The organism is Kitasatospora purpeofusca, assembly GCF_042691725.1.
GTDB classification, from domain to species: Bacteria; Actinomycetota; Actinomycetes; order Streptomycetales; family Streptomycetaceae; genus Kitasatospora; species Kitasatospora purpeofusca_B.
Genome location: NZ_CP170483.1, coordinates 2248652 through 2263976, shown reverse-complemented (window position 1 = coordinate 2263976; position 15325 = coordinate 2248652). Strand labels below are relative to the sequence as shown.

At 74.8% G+C, this 15325-nt stretch carries 16 protein-coding genes; all 16 read left to right on the top strand.

Annotation, left to right across the window (positions count from 1 at the left end):
* Nucleotides 1–135: 135 nt before the first annotated feature.
* Nucleotides 136–1443, top strand: coding sequence for an FKBP-type peptidyl-prolyl cis-trans isomerase (locus ACFCLZ_RS09115; RefSeq protein ID WP_380284293.1), 1308 nt, complete (start codon nucleotides 136–138; stop codon nucleotides 1441–1443).
* Between the two features lie 161 nt (nucleotides 1444–1604).
* Nucleotides 1605–1970 carry an FKBP-type peptidyl-prolyl cis-trans isomerase gene (locus tag ACFCLZ_RS09110; protein ID WP_380284292.1) on the top strand — a complete coding sequence of 122 codons (366 nt, stop codon included), beginning with the start codon at nucleotides 1605–1607 and terminating at the stop codon, nucleotides 1968–1970.
* A gap of 170 nt (nucleotides 1971–2140) precedes the next feature.
* Nucleotides 2141–3121: a helix-turn-helix transcriptional regulator gene (locus ACFCLZ_RS09105; RefSeq protein WP_380284291.1), complete on the top strand. Its 981-nt coding sequence runs from the start codon at nucleotides 2141–2143 to the stop codon at nucleotides 3119–3121.
* 64 nt (nucleotides 3122–3185) lie between these two features.
* On the top strand, nucleotides 3186–4142 hold the full coding sequence (locus ACFCLZ_RS09100) for a helix-turn-helix transcriptional regulator (RefSeq protein ID WP_380284290.1): 957 nt from the start codon (nucleotides 3186–3188) through the stop codon (nucleotides 4140–4142).
* 3 nt (nucleotides 4143–4145) lie between these two features.
* Nucleotides 4146–4376, top strand: coding sequence for a hypothetical protein (locus ACFCLZ_RS09095; RefSeq protein WP_376087294.1), 231 nt, complete (start codon nucleotides 4146–4148; stop codon nucleotides 4374–4376).
* A gap of 23 nt (nucleotides 4377–4399) precedes the next feature.
* The gene (locus ACFCLZ_RS09090; RefSeq protein WP_380284289.1) at nucleotides 4400–4579 is read left to right on the top strand and encodes a hypothetical protein; all 180 of its coding nucleotides are present in this window, start codon (nucleotides 4400–4402) and stop codon (nucleotides 4577–4579) included.
* Between the two features lie 274 nt (nucleotides 4580–4853).
* Nucleotides 4854–5147, top strand: coding sequence for a Sec-independent protein translocase subunit TatA (tatA, locus tag ACFCLZ_RS09085; protein WP_380284288.1), 294 nt, complete (start codon nucleotides 4854–4856; stop codon nucleotides 5145–5147).
* A 70-nt stretch (nucleotides 5148–5217) separates the two neighbouring features.
* Complete coding sequence (tatC, locus tag ACFCLZ_RS09080) at nucleotides 5218–6159, top strand: twin-arginine translocase subunit TatC (RefSeq protein WP_380284287.1); 942 nt, start codon at nucleotides 5218–5220, stop codon at nucleotides 6157–6159.
* A gap of 133 nt (nucleotides 6160–6292) precedes the next feature.
* The gene (locus ACFCLZ_RS09075; protein WP_380284286.1) at nucleotides 6293–7462 is read left to right on the top strand and encodes an NAD(P)/FAD-dependent oxidoreductase; all 1170 of its coding nucleotides are present in this window, start codon (nucleotides 6293–6295) and stop codon (nucleotides 7460–7462) included.
* 55 nt (nucleotides 7463–7517) lie between these two features.
* Entirely contained in the window at nucleotides 7518–7838 is a 321-nt protein-coding gene (locus ACFCLZ_RS09070) for a (2Fe-2S)-binding protein (RefSeq protein WP_380284285.1), read from the top strand.
* A complete protein-coding gene (locus ACFCLZ_RS09065; protein WP_380284284.1) occupies nucleotides 7819–9264 on the top strand; it encodes an FAD-dependent oxidoreductase in 1446 nt (481 codons plus the stop codon). The genes ACFCLZ_RS09070 and ACFCLZ_RS09065 overlap by 20 nt, the downstream gene beginning before the upstream one ends.
* A 205-nt stretch (nucleotides 9265–9469) precedes the next feature.
* Nucleotides 9470–10333, top strand: a complete 864-nt coding sequence (locus ACFCLZ_RS09060) for a dihydrodipicolinate synthase family protein (RefSeq protein ID WP_380286124.1) — start codon at nucleotides 9470–9472, stop codon at nucleotides 10331–10333.
* Between the two features lie 179 nt (nucleotides 10334–10512).
* On the top strand, nucleotides 10513–11517 hold the full coding sequence (locus ACFCLZ_RS09055; protein WP_380284283.1) for a proline racemase family protein: 1005 nt from the start codon (nucleotides 10513–10515) through the stop codon (nucleotides 11515–11517).
* Nucleotides 11518–11575: 58 nt separating this feature from the next.
* A complete protein-coding gene (locus ACFCLZ_RS09050; protein WP_380284281.1) occupies nucleotides 11576–12940 on the top strand; it encodes an aldehyde dehydrogenase family protein in 1365 nt (454 codons plus the stop codon).
* On the top strand, nucleotides 12940–13998 hold the full coding sequence (locus tag ACFCLZ_RS09045; RefSeq protein ID WP_380284280.1) for a proline racemase family protein: 1059 nt from the start codon (nucleotides 12940–12942) through the stop codon (nucleotides 13996–13998). The genes ACFCLZ_RS09050 and ACFCLZ_RS09045 overlap by 1 nt, the downstream gene beginning before the upstream one ends.
* Before the next feature lie 131 nt (nucleotides 13999–14129).
* Complete coding sequence (locus ACFCLZ_RS09040; RefSeq protein ID WP_380286123.1) at nucleotides 14130–15002, top strand: ornithine cyclodeaminase family protein; 873 nt, start codon at nucleotides 14130–14132, stop codon at nucleotides 15000–15002.
* The last annotated feature ends 323 nt before the right edge of the window (nucleotides 15003–15325 follow it).

Here is a 15325-nt window from a genome sequence, read left to right as displayed (position 1 = left end):
GACCTGTCATACTGCCCTCGCACTGTGGTAGGCGCCGCCGGCGTCCGGGGTCCGGGCGGGCAGTGCGACAGCACCCCGGCGCCACCACGCCGGCCGTAGACCTCGAAGACCTCGTGGCGAGATGGATGGGGAGTCATGTCTGAGAAAGCGTCGAGCCCGGGCGGGTCCGGTACCGCGCACGGTAACTCTGCCGGAGACCCGGCCGACTCGCGGCCCGGCGGCCCGCTCCCGGGCGACGGTGAGTCGATCGTCGTCCCCCCGGCGATCCTGAAGCAGCAGGCCGGGTGGGGCGGGTCGGGGGAAGCGCCGCGGACCGCGGGGACGAAGACCGAGGACGTCCCGCAGATCTTCGCCTCCACCGTCCGCCGCCAGGACACCTCCGAGGCCGGGTACGACGAGAACCCGGGCAAGGTCGGCCGGCTCGGCGTGATCCTCGGCACGGTCCTGGGCGTCCTGCTGATCGGCAGCGCCGTCACCCTGTACCTGGTGAACAAGGACGGCTCGTCCGACGACGCCGCCGCCAAGCCGGACGCCGCCAAGTCGGCCCCGGCCACGCCGACCCCCGACCCCGTCCCGCCGATCAAGGACAGCGCCAAGGTGCTGCCCAACGTCACCGGTGACTTCGGGACCAAGGCGAACATCGAGGTGCCCACCGACCAGGCCGACGGCGGCTTCGTCGTCAAGGTCCTCTCCGAGGGCAACGGCCCCAAGGTCGAGAAGAACTCCTGGACCTCGGTCGACTACACCGGCAAGGACTGGAACACCGGCAAGGACATCCCCTCCTCGTACGACGAGAAGGGCAAGCCGCAGATCTTCCAGGCCGGCACCGACGCGCTCATCCCGGCGCTCGACCAGGCCGTCGTCGGCAAGAAGGCCGGTTCCCGGCTGCTCGTCGTCGCGCCGCCGGCCGCCGCCTTCGGCGCCCAGGGCAACCCGAGCATGTCCATCGGGGCGAAGGACAACCTGATCTTCGTCATCGACATCCGCAACACCAACGCCCCCGACGCCGTCGTCAGCGGCACCGTGACCCCGCCGCCCGCGGACTTCCCGCAGGTCAAGGACAACGGCAAGAAGCCCGCCGAGATCACCCCGGTGCCCGGCGCCGCCGACCCGACCGAGCTCAAGAGCCACGTCCTGATCAAGGGCGAGGGCCGCAAGGTCGAGAAGGGCGAGAAGATCCTCGTCCAGTACACCGGCGCCCTGTACAAGGACGGCAAGGTCTTCGACTCCTCGCTGAGCAAGGGCCAGGCGTTCTCCTTCCCGCTCGGCGGCGGCCAGGTCATCGCCGGCTGGGACCAGGGCCTGGAGGGCCAGACCATCGGCAGCCGGGTCGAGCTCGTCATCCCGGCCTCGCTCGGCTACAAGGACCAGGCCCAGAACGAGATCCCGGCCAACTCCACGCTGGTCTTCGTCGTGGACATCCTCGACGCCGGTCAGGGCTGATCCACTTTCGGGTGACAATGGTGTGCGTGTGACCTTCGGGCCCGGCCGCGTGGCCGGGCCCGGACGGGCGGCGGGCGCCCGTACCGTGGTCCGGTAACGGACCGTGGTGCGGGCGCCCGCCGCTTGGTCATGGAACGAACCAACCGTGAGATGAGGCACTAGTGAGCAAGCCCGAGATCGACTTCCCCGTCGGTGACGCGCCGACCGAGCTGAAGATCCGCGACATCACCGTCGGCACCGGCGAGGAGGCCAAGCCCGGCCAGGTCGTCGAGGTCCACTACGTCGGCGTGACCTACGCGACCGGCGAGGAGTTCGACGCCAGCTGGAACCGCGGCTCGACCTTCAAGTTCCCGCTCGGCGGCGGCCGGGTCATCAAGGGCTGGGACCAGGGCGTCGCCGGCATGAAGGTCGGCGGCCGCCGCGAGCTGGTCATCCCGCCGCACCTGGCCTACGGCAACCAGTCGCCCAGCCCGCTCATCCCGGCGGGCTCGACCCTGATCTTCGTGGTCGACCTGATCTCCGTCTGAGGACGCTGATCGCCCAGGGCCGCACCCCGTCCGCGGGGTGCGGCCCCACGTGTGGGCGGACTCGGCTTTTGCCGTGCGTACCGCTACCGGTACGGTCGGTCCCGCCGGGTCCACGACGACGCCCGGCGGGCGCACCCCGCGCGTGGCGCGGCACACCGGAAGGGTCAGCGATGGCGATCGCCAAGGCAGAGCGGCTGATGAATCTCGCCCTGTGCCTGATGAACACCAGACGTCCGCTCTCCAAGAAGGAGCTGCGGGAGTCCATCGAGGCCTACCGCGAAGCCTGGCAGCACAGCAGCGAGGAAGCCTTCAACCGGATGTTCGAGCGGGACAAGGACGACCTGCGCGAACTCGGGCTGGTCATCGACGTCGACGAGAACGCGCTCGACGGCGAACTCGGCTACCTCGCCCGCGCCGACCGCAACCGCCTGCCGGAGATCGCCCTCGACGCCGAGGAGGCCGCCGCGCTCACCCTCGCCGCCCGGGTCTGGCAGCAGGCCAAGATGAGCGGCGCAGCCAGCGGCGCGCTCCAGAAGCTCCGCGCCGCCGGCGTCCCCTTCACCGACACCGAGCGCCGCCCCGCCCTCGAACCGCGCATCCCCGCCCGCGAGGCCGCGTTCGAACCGCTGCTCACCGCCGCCCGCGACCGCCGCCCGGTCACCTTCGAGTACCGCAAGGCCGGCGCCGCCGCCGTCGAGCAGCGCAGTGTCGAGCCCTGGGCCCTGGAGTGCTGGCGCGGCCACTGGTACCTGGCCGGCTGGGACCGCGACCGCGAGGACGCCCGGGTCTTCCGGCTCAGCCGGATCACCGGCAAGGTCCGCGCCCGGTCCGGCGCCTTCCTCGGCACCGTGCCCGAGCACGTGGACGTCCGCGCGACCGTCGCCAAGTTCGCCGGCGAGGGCGCCACCGCCACCGCCGTGGTCAGGGTCCGCCGCGGCGCGGGCTTCCCGCTGCGCACCAAGGCGCTCGCCACCCGGCGGACCGACGACAGCTGGGACGAGCTGGAGATCCCGTACGGCAACGGGCTCGGCGCCGACCTCGCCGAGTTCGGGCCGGACGTGCTGGTGGTCGGCCCCGAGGAGCTGCGGGCCGACGTCATCGACCGGCTGCGCGCGGTGGCCGGCACTGCGGTGGAGGGTGTGCGGGCATGAGCGGGCAGATCATCGGAAGGTGCGCGCTGGGCGAAGCGCCGGCCGAGCGTAGCGAGGTGGACGCATGAGCAACGCGATCGACCAGACCCGGCGGATGCTGTCGCTGGTCACCTATCTGCGTGAGCGCCCCGGCGCCGAGGTCGCCGAGGTGGCCCGCGCCTTCGGCATCAGCGAGCGCGAGCTGATCGGCGACCTCAACGTGCTGCCGATGTGCGGCACCAGCTTCCGCGGCGGCGACCTGCTCGACATCGACACCGACGGCGAGCGGATCTGGTGGCACAACGTCGACGACGTCGCCCAGCCGCTGCGGCTGGCCGCCGACGAGGCGACCGCGCTGCTGGTCGCCGCCCGCGCCGTCGCGGGGCTGCCCGGCCTGCGGGCCGGCGACCGGGAGGCGCTCACCCGGGCCGTCGCCAAGATCGAGAACGCGGCGGGGGAGAGCGCCGAGGGCAGCGCCCGGGTCGGCGTCACCTTCGAGGCCGAGAGCCACGTCTTCGCCGACATCGACCGCGCGCTCAGCGAGGGCCGCCGGCTCTGGCTGCGGTACTACTCGCACGGCCGCGGCGGCATGACCGAGCGCGAGGTCGACCCGATCCGGCTGCTCACCGAGGGCCACACCTACCTGGAGGCCTGGTGCCGGACCTCCGAGGACCACCGGATGTTCCGGCTCGACCGGGTCGCCGAGATCAAGGTCCTGGACGTCCCCGCCGACCCGCCCAGGCGCGAGCCGCGCGATCTCTCCGGCGGGCTGGTCAACCCCTCCGCCGACGACCCCGAGGTGGTCGTCGAGGTCTCCTCCGGCGGCCGCTGGGTCGCCGAGTACTACACCCACGACCGGGCCGAGGAACTGCCCGACGGCGGACTGCGGATCACCTTGCGCAGCGCCGACCCCTCGCAGTTGCGCCCGCTGGCGCTGCGGCTGGGCCGCGACGGGCGGATCGTCTCGCCGCCGGAGCCGGCGGAGCAGGCGCGGGCGGCGGCGCTGGAGGCGCTGGCGCACTACGGGGAGGGGCTGGTCTGAGCCGTGGAGCCCGGTACCAGATTCAAGGTGTACTGCTCGGAGTGCCGGGAGAAGGTGGAGCTGCCGGTCGAGGCGTTCCGCCTGACGTTCGGCCGCACGGCGGCGCAGGCGCACTACAGCTTCGGGTGTCCGCTGTGCGGGGCGGCGGTGCGCAAGCCCGCCGGGGAGAAGATCGTCACGGCGCTGACCGGGGCCGGGGTGCGGACCATGCGGCTGGTGCCCGCCGAGGGGTGAGCGGGGCCCGCTAGGCTGGGGCCATGTCCTGGATGCTCGTCGCCGCCGTCCTCCTCGCCACCGCCGGCCTGCTGGTGCTCGGCGTCCTCGCGGTCCGGCTCTGGCTGGACGTGCGCGCGCTGGCGAAGGGCGTGGACGCCGCCTCCCGGGCGCTGGCCGAGGCGGCCGGGGACCTCGCGGCCACGGCGGCGGGCCGCGGCTGACGGCGCGGCGGGGCCGCCGCGGCCCGGCGTACGCAGCGTCCGCCCCGGCGCACGGAGCGCGGCGGACGGCCGCGGACCCGTCGGGAATGTCGAACGGTGGACACCGGGGGCTGCTGCGCGGAGGTGGGGGCGCGTTACGCTCTCAGTTGGCTCCTGAGCGCGAACGGGGGCCGCTGTCCTGTTCGGGCGGCCGTCGTCACGGCGTCACCCGCAGCGGTTACCATCCCCGCAGCGGGCGGCCCGTCGGTGCCGCCGAGACTGAAGGTGGTCGAGCATGCGGGTCTCGTTCACCGCGATCCTCCTGGTCGCGGTCATTGCCATCGTGCTCTTCGGCGCCAAGCGGCTGCCGGAGCTGGCGCGTTCCCTCGGCCAGTCGGCACGGATCCTCAAGAGCGAGGCGAAGGCGATGCGCACCGACGGTGCCGACACCCCGGCGCCGCCCGCCCCGGCGGTGGCCGACGGCGGTACGGCGAGGACCATCCAGTCCGCCCCGGGCGCGTCCGCGACCGCCCGCCCGGTGACCGAGCAGTCCGCAGGGCAGTCCGCCCCGGACACCGGGGCGCGCTGAACGCGCGGTACGCGCGACCACTGGAGGCCCGTCGACCGGCGGGCCCCGACGCACGAGTTGAGGACCGGGGTTGAGCAAGCTCACCAAGGCGTCGAAGACGCCCAAGGATCCCGAGGGGCGGATGGCCCTCGCCGACCACCTGCGGGAACTGCGGAACCGCGTGGTCAAGTCGGTCCTGGCGATCGTGCTGATCACGATCGTCGCGCTGATCTTCCACAAGCAGATCGAGACGCTGCTGCTCAAGCCGCTGCCGCAGTGCACCCCGGACACCATCACCACCACCAAGGGCAAGTGCGCGCAGGTCTCGACCATCGGCCTGACCGCGGGCTTCAACTGGATGCTCAAGGTCGCCCTGACGGTCGGTGTGGTCGCGACCGTCCCGATCTGGCTGTACCAGCTGTGGGCCTTCGTGGCGCCCGGTCTGCACAAGCACGAGCGCAAGTACACGGTCGTCTTCATGCTGTGCGGCGCGCCGCTGTTCCTGGCCGGTGTGACCCTGGCGATCCTGCTGCTGCCGCTGACCGTCGAGGTGCTGATCTCGTTCACCCCGGACCAGACCACGCCGATCCTGCCGCCCGCGGACTACTTCGACATCGCGACCCGGCTGGTGCTGATCTTCGGCCTCGCCTTCGAGTTCCCGCTGCTGCTGGTCATGCTGAACCTGACCGGCATGGTCACCGGCAAGCGGCTGCTGGGCTGGTGGCGCGGCATGGTGATGGGCATCACCGTGTTCGCCGCCTTCGCGACGCCCAGCGCTGACCCGCTCACCATGCTGGCGCTGGCCGCGCCGATCTGGGGGCTGTACTTCCTCGCGGTCGGCGTGGCGGTGCTGAACGACCGGCGCAGGGCCCGGCGCAACCCGGACCTCGCGCTGAGCGACGAGGAGGCCTCGCACGTCGACCTCTCGGTGGCGCCGGTCGCGCAGAGCGAGGCGATCGCGGCGTCGGGCACGCCGAGCGCCTCCGCCCAGGTGCCGGCCGCCCGCCACGAGCAGATGGACGACATCACCTGAGCCGGTCGACGACCTGAGGTCCGCGAGCCCCGGCCCGCCGCTACGGAGCGGCGGGCCGGGGCTTTTCCGTGCTTTTGGCCCGTTCCGGGTGGGTGGTCTTGGCAGGTTCGATGGCATGTGACATATTACTGCCGTGTCCCACTCCCAGAGACTCCCCGACGTCGTCGTGGTCGGTGCCGGCGTCGTCGGCGCCGCCTGCGCGTACTACGCCGCACGGGCCGGCCTCGCCGTCGACGTCGTCGACCGCGGCCCGGTCGCCGGCGGCACCACCGGTGCCGGCGAGGGCAACCTGCTGGTCTCCGACAAGGAGCCCGGCCCCGAGCTCGACCTCGCCCTGTACTCCACCGGCCTGTGGCGCGAACTCGCCGACGAACTCGGCGCCGCCGTCGAGTACGAGGCCAAGGGCGGCCTGGTGGTCGCCGGCACGCCCGCCCGGCAGGAGGCGCTGCGCGCCTTCGCCGCCGAGCAGACGGCGGTCGGCGTCAGCGCCGAGGAGATCCCCGCCGAGCGGCTGAACGAGCTGGAGCCGCACCTCGCGCCCGGCCTGGCCGGCGGGTTCCTGTACCCCCAGGACGCCCAGGTCCAGCCCGCGCTGGCCGCCGCCCACCTGCTGCGCGCCGCCCGCCGGGCCGGTGCCCGGCTGCACACCGGCGAGGCCGTCCGGGCCGTGCGGCTCGGCGCCGACGGCGCCGTGTGCGGCGTCGAGACCGAGCGGCGGCGGATCCCGGCGGCCGCGGTCGTCAACGCCGCCGGCACCTGGGGCGGCGAGCTGGCCGCGCTGGCCGGCGTCCGGCTGCCGGTGCTGCCGCGGCGCGGGTTCGTGCTGGTCACCGAGCCGCTGCCGCGGATCGTCCGGCACAAGGTGTACGCCGCCGACTACGTGGCCGACGTCGCCAGCGGCTCCGCCGAGCTGCAGACCTCGGCCGTGGTCGAGGGGACCCCGGGCGGGCCGGTGCTGATCGGCGCCAGCCGCGAGCGGGTCGGCTTCGACCGGACGCTCTCGGTGGAGGTGCTGCACCGGCTGGCCGCCCAGGCCGCCGCGCTCTTCCCGGTGCTGGCCGGGGTGAGCGTGATGCGCGCCTACCGGGGCTTCCGCCCGTACCTGCCGGACCACCTGCCCGCGATCGGCGCCGACCCCCGGGTGGCCGGTCTGTACCACGCCTGCGGCCACGAGGGCGCGGGCATCGGCCTGGCCCCGGCCACCGGACTGCTGATCGCCCAGCAGCTCACCGGCAAGGAGCCGGACCTCGGCCTCGCGCCCTTCCGGGCCGACCGCTTCCCGGCCGGGGACGACGCCGCCTGAGGCCCTCCCGACCATCCCACGATCGGCTCATGAGCTGAACGGAGAACCCCCACCCATGCGCCGTAGCCGCACCCCCGCGGAGCTGGTCCGGGCCGAACCCGGGCCCGCGCACACCATCGACTTCGACGGCCGCCCCGTGCCCGCGCTGCCCGGGCAGACGATCGCCGCCGCCCTGTGGGCCGACGGCGTGCTGGCCTGGCGCACCACCCGGGTCGGCGGCCGGCCGCGCGGGGCGTTCTGCGGGATCGGCGCCTGCTTCGACTGCCTGGCCACCGTCGACGGGCGGCCCAACCAGCGCACCTGCCTGCTGCCGGCCGAGCCCGGCACCACCGTCACCACCCAGGAGGGTCACGGCCGTGCCGACCTCGACGTCTGAGCCCCTGTCCGGCGGGCCGGACCCCTACGACCTCGCGGTGATCGGCGCCGGGCCGGCCGGCCTCGCCGCCGCCGTGACCGCCGCCGACCTCGGGCTGCGCTGCGCCCTGGTCGACGCCGGCCGGAGCACCGGCGGGCAGTACTACCGCCACCCCGCCCCCGGCCTCGGCGCCGGCCGGCCCGACCGGCTGCACCACGGCTGGTCCGTCTACACCGGCCTCGCCGACCGGCTCGCCGCCCACCGCGCGGCCGGCCGCGTCGACCTGCTGGTCGGCCACCAGGTGTGGGCGCTGGAGCGCACCGGGGAGAGCGACTGGCGGCTGCACGCCACCACCGGCCCGGACGCCGACGACCGGGCCACCGTCCGGTCCGCCGCCGTCCTGCTCGCCACCGGCGCGTACGAGCGGCAGCTGCCCTTCCCCGGCTGGACCCTCCCCGGGGTGGTGACCGCCGGCGGCGCGCAGGCCATGCTCAAGGCCGGCCTGGTGCTGCCCGGGCGGCGGATCGTGGTGGCCGGCAGCGGCCCGCTGCTGCTCGCGGCGGCCTCTTCCCTGGTCACCGCCGGCGCCGAGGTGCCCGCGGTGGTCGAGGCCACCGCGTACCTCGGGTACGCCCGGCGCCCCGGCGTGCTGGCCGCCGTTCCGGCCAAGCTCGTCGAGGGCGCCGGGCACGGCTCCGCGCTGCTGCGCCACGGCGTGCGGCTGCGGCCGCGCAGCGCGGTCGTCGAGGCGCACGGCACGGACCGGGTCACCGCCGTCACGGTGGCCCGACTGGACGCCGCCTGGCGTCCGGTGCCCGGCAGTGAGCGGCGGATCGAGTGCGACGCGCTCGCCGTCGGTCACGGCCTGGTCCCGCAGATCGAACTGGCCACCGAGTTGGGCGCGGCCACCCGCAGCACGCCCGACGGGACGGCCGCGCTCAGCGTCGACGCCCGCCTGAGGACCACCGTCCCCGGGCTCTGGGCGGCCGGTGAGACCTGCGGGGTCGGCGGCGCCGACCTGGCGATCGCCGAGGGCGAGCTGGCCGCGCACGCGGTCGCCGACCGGCCGGTGCGCACCGCGCTGCTGCGCCGGCGCTCCCGGCTGCGGGCCTTCGCCGAGCTGATGGCCGCCGCCCACCGGCCCGGACCGGGCTGGACCGACTGGCTGCGCGAGGACACCGACGTCTGCCGCTGCGAGGAGGTCCCGGCCGGGCGGATCCGCGAGGCGGTGGACGAGCTGGGCGCGGGCGACGCGCGCACCGTCAAGCTGCTGACCAGGGCCGGGATGGGCTGGTGCCAGGGCCGGATGTGCGGTCCGGCGGTGGCCTGCCTGGCGGGCGGCGGGGCCGTGCCCAAGGAGTCCAGTGCCGACAGCCGGCCGTTCTCCTGTCCCGTTCCGCTCGGGCAACTCGCGGCCGAGCGGAACGAGCGGGACGAGCGGGAGTGAGCCCGTTCGGGCCCTGACCGGGCCCGAACGGGGCGTGACCGGGCGGGACCGGGCCCATCAGGCCCGGCCCGCCCCGGTCCGCCCGAAATTGTCCGGCGGGGACTCTTGTCTCCGCCGCGCGCCCTCTAATAAAATGTCACACCTCACCAAGGAGTCACCTGTGTCCCAGACCCCGCACGACACCATCCGGCCCTGGCGCGGCATCATGGTCGCCACCACGCTCCCGCTGCGCCCGGACCTCTCCGTCGACTACGACGCCTACGCCGACCACGTCCGCTGGCTGATCGAGTCCGGCTGTGACGGCGTCGTCCCCAACGGCTCGCTCGGCGAGTACCAGACGCTGACCGCCGAGGAGCGCGCCAAGGTCGTCGAGGTCGCCGTCGAGGCGGCCGGCGACGGCTCCCGGGTGATGCCCGGTGTCGCCGCCTACGGCAGCGCCGAGTCCCGCCGCTGGGCCGAGCAGGCCGCCGAGGCCGGCGCCGGCTCCGTCCTGCTGCTGCCGCCGAACGCCTACCGCGCCGACCGGGCCGCCGTCCGCGGGCACTACGCCGAGGTCGCCAAGGCCGGCGTGCCGATCGTCGCCTACAACAACCCGATCGACACCAAGGTCGACCTCGTCCCGTCGCTGCTCGCCGAGCTGCACGGCGAGGGCTCGATCGTCGCGGTCAAGGAGTTCACCGGCGACGTCCGCCGGGCGTACGAGATCGCCGAGCTGGCCCCGGGCCTCGACCTGCTGATCGGCGCCGACGACGTGCTGCTGGAGCTGGCCCTGGCCGGCGCCGTCGGCTGGATCGCCGGCTACCCCAACGCGCTGCCCGAGGCGAGCGTCGCGCTGTACAAGGCCGCCGTCGCCCACGACCTGGGCACCGCGCTGCCGCTGTACAAGGCGCTGCACCAGCTGCTGCGCTGGGACTCCAAGACCGAGTTCGTCCAGGCGATCAAGCTCTCCATGGACATCGCCGGCCGCCCCGGCGGTCCGACCCGGGCGCCGCGCCTGCCGCTGACCCCGGAGATCGAGGCGGCCGTCCGCGCGGCCACCGAGAAGGCGCTGGCCGAGGGCCTCGCCTGACCCGCACCCCGTAGTGCCGATGTCCGGGACGGGCCGGCTGCGGCGGCAGCCGGCCCCCTGGAGGGCTCGCCTTTTTTGGGGCTCGGCTCCTGTGCTAGGGCGCGCCCCTTCGGCTCGCTCGCACTTGCTCGGGCGGGCCCCTTCATCCACCTTCCCACCACCCCACGGAGCGTCAGCAGATGCGCAGCCGTCACGTCTTCCACGCCGTCGACTCGCACACCGAGGGCATGCCCACCCGGGTCATCACCGGTGGGTTCGGTGTGATCCCCGGCGCCACCATGGCCGAGCGCCGGGTGCACTTCCAGCAGCACCTGGACCACTTCCGGACCCTGCTGATGTACGAGCCCCGCGGCCACGCCGCGATGAGCGGCGCCATCCTGCAGCCGCCGACCCGGCCGGACGCCGACTGGGGCGTGCTCTACATCGAGGTCTCCGGCCTGCTGCCGATGTGCGGCCACGGCACCATCGGCGTGGCCACCGTGCTGGTGGAGACGGGCATGGTGCCGGTCGTCGAGCCGGTCACCACCGTCCGGCTGGACACCCCGGCCGGCCTGGTGATCGCGGACGTCGCGGTGGAGAACGGCGCCGCCAAGGCGGTCACCATCCGCAACGTGCCGTCCTACTCGGTGGCGCTGGACCGGAAGATCGAGGTCCCCGGCTACGGTACGGTCGGCTACGACCTCGCCTACGGCGGCAACTTCTACGCGATCCTGCCGCTCGCCGAGTTCGGCCTGCCGTTCGAGCGGGAGCGCAAGCAGGAGATCCTGGACGCCGGCCTGGCCCTGATGGACGCCATCAACGCCGGACCGGACCGCCCGGTGCACCCGGAGAACCCGTCCATCCACAGCTGCCACCACGTCCAGCTGCTCGCCCCCGGCTCCACCGCCGAGCACTCCCGGCACGCGATGGCCATCCACCCCGGCTGGTTCGACCGCTCGCCCTGCGGCACCGGCACCTCCGCCCGGATGGCCCAGCTGCACGCCCGCGGCGAGCTGCCGCTCGACCGGGACTTCCGCAACGACTCCTTCATCGGGACCACCTTCATCGGCCGCCTGGTCGAGGAGACCGAGGTGGCCGGGCGCCCCGCGGTGGTGCCGACCGTCACCGGGCGGGCCTGGGTCACCGGCACCGCCCAGTACTTCCTCGACCCCACCGACCCGTTCCCGGCCGGCTTCCTGCTCTGACCGCCCGCCGCCTCCCGTCTCCACCCCTCCCGTCGAATCCCCCGAAGGGCTGCCCCCCGTGACGATCCGTTCGTACAACCCCGCCGACCCCGCGGACCTCGTCGCCGAGGCGCCCCGCCCCGGCACCGAAGCCGTCGAGGCCGCTGTCGCCCGTGCCCGCGCCGCGCAGTCCGGCTGGCTCGCCGCCGGCGCCGGCGCCCGTTCGGCCGCGCTCACCCGGATCGCCGAGGCGGTCGAGGCGCACGCCGAGGAACTGGCCGAGCTGGTGGTGCGCGAGGTCGGCAAGCCGATCGCCGAGGCGCGCGGCGAGGTCGCCCGCACCGCCGCGATCTGGCGCTACTACGCGCAGGCGCCGTTCGCCGCCTCCGGCGAGGTGCACGAGACCGCCGGCGGGCCCGGCCTGCTGCTCACCCGCCGCCGCCCCTACGGGGTCGCCGGGCTGATCACGCCGTGGAACTTCCCGCTGGCGATCCCCACCTGGAAGGCCGCCCCGGCGCTGGCCGTCGGCAACAGCGTCGTCCTCAAGCCCTCCTCCGAGGCGATCGGCGTCGCGCGGCGGCTGGGCGAGCTGATCGCCGGGGCCGGGCTGCCCGCGGACGTCTTCACCGTGCTGCCCGGCGGCGGCGCCGAGGGCGGCACCCTGGTCGCCGCGGCCGACGTGGTCTCCTTCACCGGCTCCACCGGGGTCGGCCGACAGGTCGTCCGCACCGCCACCGAGCGCGGCATCCCGGTGCAGGCCGAACTCGGCGGGCTGAACGCGGCGATCGTCCTGCCGGACGCCGACATCGACCAGGCCGCCGCCCACCTCGCCAACGCGATCGCCGGCTACGCGGGCCAGAAGTGCACCGCCACCAGCCGGGTCGTCGCGGTCGGCGAGGCGTACGAGCCGCTGCGCGCCGCGCTGGTCAAGGCGCTCGCCGCGGTCGACGAGACCTCCTGCGGCCCGGTCATCAACGAGGCCACCCGGGACGAGATCACCGCGGCCGTCGCCTCCGCCCAGGAGGTCGGCGCCGAGGTGCTGACCGGCGGCGGCGTCCCGGAGCGGGACGGCTGGTACCTGGACCCGACCCTGGTCGCCGGGGTGCCGGACGACCACCCGCTGCGGCGCGAGGAGTTCTTCGGCCCGATCGCCGTGCTGCACGCGGCGGCCGACCTGGACGAGGCGATCGCGATCGCCAACGACACCCCGTACACCCTGTCCGCCTCGGTGCACACCCGGAACCTGGACGCGGCGCTGGCCGCCGCCGACCGGCTGAACGCGGGCATGATCCGGGTCAACGCGCCGTCCAGCGGCGTCGACTTCCACCTGCCGTTCGGCGGCGCCAAGGGCGCCAGCCACGGCGCCCGCGAGCAGGGGCAGGCGGCGCTGGACTTCTACACCCAGAGCCGCACCGTCACCCTGCTGCCCGCCGGGGGTGCCTGATGACGGCGCAGCCCACCGAGGGCGAGGCCCTGCAGGTCGACACCGTCGACTACCACACGGCCGGCGAGCCGTTCCGGATCGTCGTCGCCGGTGCGCCGGTGATCCCCGGTGACACCGTCTCCGAGCGGCGGGCCATCGCGATCGGCGCCGGCGGCACCGCGACCGCGCCCCGGCCGAGCACGCTGGACGACATCCGGCAGCTGCTCACCCGCGAGCCGCGCGGCCACGCCGGGATGTACGGCGGCTTCCTGGTGCCGCCGGACGACGACGAGGCCGACCTCGGCGTGCTGTTCTGGCACAAGGACGGCTACTCGACCGCCTGCGGCCACGGCACCATCGCGCTCGGCGCCTGGGCGGTCGACTCCGGGCTCGTCACGGCGCCCGACTACGGCGTCGCCCGGGTGCGGATCGACGTGCCGTCCGGCCGGGTCACCGCGCTGGTCCACCGGGCCGCCGGGCGGACCACCGGGGTGACGTTCCGCAACGTGCCCTCCTGGGTCAGCGAGCTGAAGCTGCCGGTGGAGACCTCGCGCGGCACCGTCGAGGTGGCCGTCGCGCACTCCGGCGCCTGCTACGCCTCGGTGCCGGCCGCCGCGCTCGGCCTCTCGGTGAGCCTCGGGCAGCTGTCCGAACTCACCGCGATCGGGCGGGAGATCAGGGCCGCACTGGCCGGCTCCCCGGCGGTGCGGAACCCGGTGGACCCGCGGCTGTCGGGCGTCTACGGGGTCATCCTGTACGACGAACTCCCCTCGGCGGACGGCAGGTTGAACCAGCGCAACGTCACCGTCTTCGCGGACGGCCAGATCGACCGCTCGCCGTGCGGCTCCGGCACCTCGGCGCGGCTGGCGATCCTGGCCGCCGAGCAGCGGCTGGTGCCCGGCGAGGAGCTGCGGCACGAGTCGATCGTCGGCACCGTCTTCGGCGGGCGGGTGCTGGCCGGCGGCGACCCGTGGGGCGACGGCGTGGTCACCGAGGTGACCGGCACCGCGCACCGCACCGGCGAGCACCGCTTCGTACTCGACCCGCAGGACACCCTCGGCGCGGGGTTCCTGCTGTGAGCGGGGACCTGAGGACGGTGGCCGCTGCCCCGGTCATCGCCCCGGCCCCGGAACCGCCCGGCGCGGCGGCTGAGCCGCTCCAGCCCGCCGCGCCGGGCCCGGACGACGTCCTCACCGCGGACGCCGTCGGGCTGACGCCCGCCGAGGCGGCCCGGGCGATCGAGCGGGTCCTGCTCGACGGGCTGGACCCGGAGGCCGCGCCCGCCCGCTCGGCCGTGCCGGTGCCCGCCGGGGAACTGCTGCTGATGCCGGCCGCCTCCCACAGGTACGTCGGGGTGAAGATCGCCGGGGTCGCCCCCGCCAATCCGGCCGTCGGGCTGCCCCGGATCACCGGCAGCTACCTGCTGCTCGACGGTCCGACCCTGCAGCCGCTCGCCCTGCTCGACGGCGTCGCGCTCACCTCGCTGCGCACCCCCGCGGTCACCGCCGTCGCGCTGGACCGGCTGGCGGTGCCGCAGGCCGCGCACCTGGTGCTGTTCGGCTCCGGCCCGCAGGCGTACGGCCACCTGGACGCGCTGCTCGCCATCCGCCCGCTGACCCGGGTGACCGTGGTCGCCCGCAGCGAGCAGCCCGCCGAGGCGCTGGCGCGGTACGCCCGGGCCCGCGGCGTGGCCGGCGCGGTCGGCACCCCCGCCGACGTGGCGGACGCCGACCTGGTGGTCTGCTGCACCACCGCGCGCACCCCGCTGTTCGACGGCGCGCTGGTCCCCGACCACGCGGCGGTGGCGGCGGTCGGCTCGCACGAGGTCGACGCCCGGGAGGTGGACGAGGTGCTGGTCGGCCGGTCCGCGCTCTACGTGGAGGCCCGCGCGGTGGCGCTGCGGGAGGCCGGCGACCTGCTGATGGCGGGGGTCACCGGCGCCGACACCCTGTGGAACCTGGCCGAGCTGGTCAACGGCGAGGCGCCGGTGCCGACCGGCCGGCCGAGGTTCTTCAAGAGCGTCGGGATGGCCTGGCAGGATCTCGCGGTCGCGGCGGAGACCTACCGCCGCGAGGCGGGCTGAGTCTCCGGCCGGCACGGGGCCCGCTGTGGGGCCCGACGCACGGTGTCGGCGCCTCGGCGCTGCGTCGGCACCCGCCCCCGGACCCGTTGCCCTGGACGGGGGGCGGTCGTTGAAGTGACCGGCCGGAAGTGCGGCCGACGTGGTGGGACGGGATCCCCCGCCACGTCGGCCGCTTTTTTGCGCTGTACTGCCGGGCACGGGGCGTCCGGCGCGACCGGTCCGGTCCGGCTGCTCCGAGGGGGAGCGGGGTGAGGGCCGTGAAGTGAGGGGCCGCCGACCGTTGCCACCGGGCGGCGGCCCTGCCACGATGGGGTTCGGTCATG

Bases quoted from the DNA above. Each gene is read 5' to 3' on its own strand.
- ACFCLZ_RS09115 (WP_380284293.1), top strand. From the start codon at position 136: ATGTCTGAGAAAGCGTCGAGCCCGGGCGGGTCCGGTACCGCGCACGGT.
- ACFCLZ_RS09100 (WP_380284290.1), top strand. From the start codon at position 3,186: ATGAGCAACGCGATCGACCAGACCCGGCGGATGCTGTCGCTGGTCACC.
- tatA (WP_380284288.1), top strand. From the start codon at position 4,854: ATGCGGGTCTCGTTCACCGCGATCCTCCTGGTCGCGGTCATTGCCATC.
- ACFCLZ_RS09055 (WP_380284283.1), top strand. From the start codon at position 10,513: ATGCGCAGCCGTCACGTCTTCCACGCCGTCGACTCGCACACCGAGGGC.
- ACFCLZ_RS09070 (WP_380284285.1), top strand. From the start codon at position 7,518: ATGCGCCGTAGCCGCACCCCCGCGGAGCTGGTCCGGGCCGAACCCGGG.
- ACFCLZ_RS09105 (WP_380284291.1), top strand. From the start codon at position 2,141: ATGGCGATCGCCAAGGCAGAGCGGCTGATGAATCTCGCCCTGTGCCTG.
- ACFCLZ_RS09060 (WP_380286124.1), top strand. From the start codon at position 9,470: ATGGTCGCCACCACGCTCCCGCTGCGCCCGGACCTCTCCGTCGACTAC.
- ACFCLZ_RS09090 (WP_380284289.1), top strand. From the start codon at position 4,400: ATGTCCTGGATGCTCGTCGCCGCCGTCCTCCTCGCCACCGCCGGCCTG.
- ACFCLZ_RS09045 (WP_380284280.1), top strand. From the start codon at position 12,940: ATGACGGCGCAGCCCACCGAGGGCGAGGCCCTGCAGGTCGACACCGTC.